The organism is Pseudoxanthomonas sp. LjRoot204_2 (genome assembly GCF_056175765.1).
The window spans coordinates 1-3,036 of the sequence record NZ_JBGFFG010000401.1; the positions used below are offsets into that span (position 1 = coordinate 1).

At 66.2% G+C, this 3,036-nt stretch carries 2 protein-coding genes; both read left to right on the plus strand.

The features are described from left to right. Positions 1 to 417 precede the first annotated feature (417 nt). The gene (locus AC04L7_RS15520) at positions 418 to 2,034 is read left to right on the plus strand and encodes an alpha-glucosidase family protein (RefSeq protein ID WP_475513352.1); all 1,617 of its coding nucleotides are present in this window, start codon (positions 418 to 420) and stop codon (positions 2,032 to 2,034) included. 311 nt (positions 2,035 to 2,345) lie between these two features. Continuing rightward, positions 2,346 to 3,036 (plus strand): TonB-dependent receptor plug domain-containing protein (locus AC04L7_RS15525; protein ID WP_475513353.1); only part of this gene is annotated, 691 nt, incomplete at its 3' end.

Consider the following 3,036-nt stretch of genomic DNA (forward strand, 5'->3'; position numbering starts at 1 on the left):
ACATGTTCCAGATCTGCCAGAAGGACAGGCGGGGCTTGGCGGTCATTCGGATCCCTGGGTGGCGTGTTTCAGTGGAAGTGCGCGCGCGATGGCGAACGTCGCGGCATCTTGCCGACATGCGCGTCCGATTCCATGCTGCACCGCAAACAACACGCAGGCGCGAGTTGCCGCCCATCCTTGCGATGCTATCGCCCGCGAGATGCCTGCAAACCGTTGGCAGGCATGGGTTTTGCGACCTGGAAAGTGTGGTCGGGGTGCGATGACGCGAATGCCGTGTCGTCGCGGGTCGTGTCGATCTGCATACGTATTCATGCGCGGCGACCGCGACCCGCGTGCACGCAGTCCGGCACGGCGTGGAATAGTGGCGCCCGCCGAGCGCACCGGAGGGGTGCGTTACGCATTGCGACGGGTGCATCGATGACGAAGAACAACTGGTGGCGTGGCGCGGTGATCTACCAGATCTACCCGCGCAGCTTCCTGGACACCAACGGGGATGGCGTCGGTGACCTGCCGGGCATCGTCGAGAAGCTCGACTACATCGCCGGGCTGGGCGTGGACGCCATCTGGATCTCGCCATTCTTCAAGTCGCCGATGGCCGACTTCGGCTACGACATCKCCGACTACCGCGATGTCGACCCGCTATTTGGGACGCTGGAGGACTTCGATCGCCTGCTGGCCAAGGCGCACGCGCTGGGCGTCAAGGTGATGATCGACCAGGTGCTGAGCCACTGTTCGGTCGAACACCCGTGGTTCAAGGAGAGCCGGGAGAGCCGCGACAAYCCCAAGGCCGACTGGTACGTRTGGGCCGATCCCAAGGAAGACGGCACGCCCCCCAACAACTGGATGTCGCTGTTCGGCGGCGTTGCATGGCGCTGGGAACCGCGTCGCGAGCAGTATTACCTGCACAACTTCCTCGCCAGCCAGCCGGACCTGAACTTCCACAACCCGGCCGTGCAACAGGCCACGCTGGACAACGTGCAGTTCTGGCTGGACCGCGGTGTCGATGGCCTGCGCCTGGATGCGATCAACTTCTGCTTCCACGACGCGCAGCTGCGCGACAATCCTCCCAAGCCGAAAGACCAGCGCGTGGGCCGCGGATTCAGTCCCGACAACCCGTACGCCTACCAGTATCACTACTTCAACAACACGCAGCCCGAGAACATTCCCTTCCTGGAGCGCCTGCGTGGGTTGCTGGACGCATATCCTGACGCGGCGGCGCTCGGCGAGATCTCGTCCGAAGACTCACTGGCCACCACGGCCGAGTACGTCACCGACCAGCGCCTGCACATGGGCTACAGCTTCGAGCTGCTGACCGAGGACGGCAGCGCCGCCTACATCCGCGGCACCGTCGAACGGCTTGAAGCGGCGATGGTGGAAGGCTGGCCGTGCTGGGCCGTGTCCAACCACGATGTGCAGCGCGCGGTGACGCGCTGGGGAGGCGGGGATGCCTCGCCCGCGCTGGCCGCACAACTGGTGGCCCTGGTGTGCTCGCTGCGCGGCTCCGTCTGCCTCTACCAGGGCGAGGAACTGGGCCTGCCGGAAGCGGACGTGCCGTACGAAGCATTGCAGGATCCCTACGGCAAGACCTTCTGGCCCAACTTCAAGGGGCGCGATGGGTGCCGTACGCCCATGCCATGGGATGGGGGAGACCAGGCCGGCTTCAGCCGGGCGTCGCCGTGGCTGCCGATTCCCGACGAACACCGCGCCATCAACGTCGCCCGGCAGGACGCCGATCCCGCGTCGGTGCTCAACCTCGTGCGCCGCTTCCTCGCGTGGCGACGCACGCAGCCCGCACTGAGAAGCGGAAGCATCCGTTTCCTCGACGCGCAGGAACCCGTCCTCGCCTTCGTGCGCGAAGCGGACGGGCAGCGCGTGCTGGCGGTCTTCAACCTGTCGGCGCAACCGGTCACGTGGTCGCTGCCGGAAGGCATGCCGGTGGACGCGCTGGACGGTCACGGCCTGCCGCGGGTGTCGCTGGAGGGAACACGGTTGTCGTTGCCGCCCCGCGGCGTGTTCTTCGCACGCGCGCGCTGACATTTTCCTTTTTCGAACGTTACGCACCCACCGTGCATGCGCGTGGGCGTGGCGTCGTGGACGGACCTTCCCGACGCCTGCGCGCGCATGCCGGCGATGCCGTGCTTTCGCCTGTTTTTTCGTACGGAACGCGCGTTACGGCGGGTCGCGGAAATATGCATGAATACGTATGCAGGGCGATTTGTGCGACTGCGTGCGCCACTACCATGGCCGCACGTTCCGGGGCCCCGTGTCCCGGCGTGTAAGACCCGGGCGATCGCATGGCGCGACGCACCCGGTTCGTCGCATACAACGTCCTTGGAGAGGGGAACATGCAACTCAAGCGCAACCTGCTGAGCGCGGCGTTGGCGTCTGCCATCGCGCTCACCGCGACCGGTGTGAACGCCCAGACCGCCGCCACGACCGAACAACAGACCCAACAGGCCGATGCCACCGAGCTGGATACGGTGGTCGTGACCGGCATCCGTCGCGGCATCGAGAGCGCGATCTCGGTCAAGCGCGATTCCACGTCCATCGTCGAAGCCATTTCGGCCGAAGACATCGGCAAGCTGCCTGACGTCAGCATCGCCGAATCGCTGGCGCGCCTGCCTGGCCTCGCGGCGCAGCGCGTCGCCGGCCGTGCGCAGGTGATCAGCGTGCGTGGCCTGTCGCCCGACTTCTCCACCACGCTGCTGAACGGTCGCGAGATGGTCAGCACCGGCGACAACCGCAGCGTCGAGTTCGACCAGTACCCGTCCGAGCTCGTCAGCGGCGTCACCGTGTACAAGACGCCCGATGCCGGCCTGGTCGGCCAGGGCCTGTCGGGTACCGTCGACATGCAGACCGTGCGTCCGCTGAGCTTCGATGCACCGGTCGGCGCCGTCGGCATCCGCGGCCAGCGTAACTCGCTGGGCAATGCCGCCGATGCGTCCGGCTACGGCGAGCGCATCAACGCCAGCTACATCACCCAGAACGAAGCGCGCACCTTCGGTTTCTCGATCGGCTACTCGCACGCGACCACGC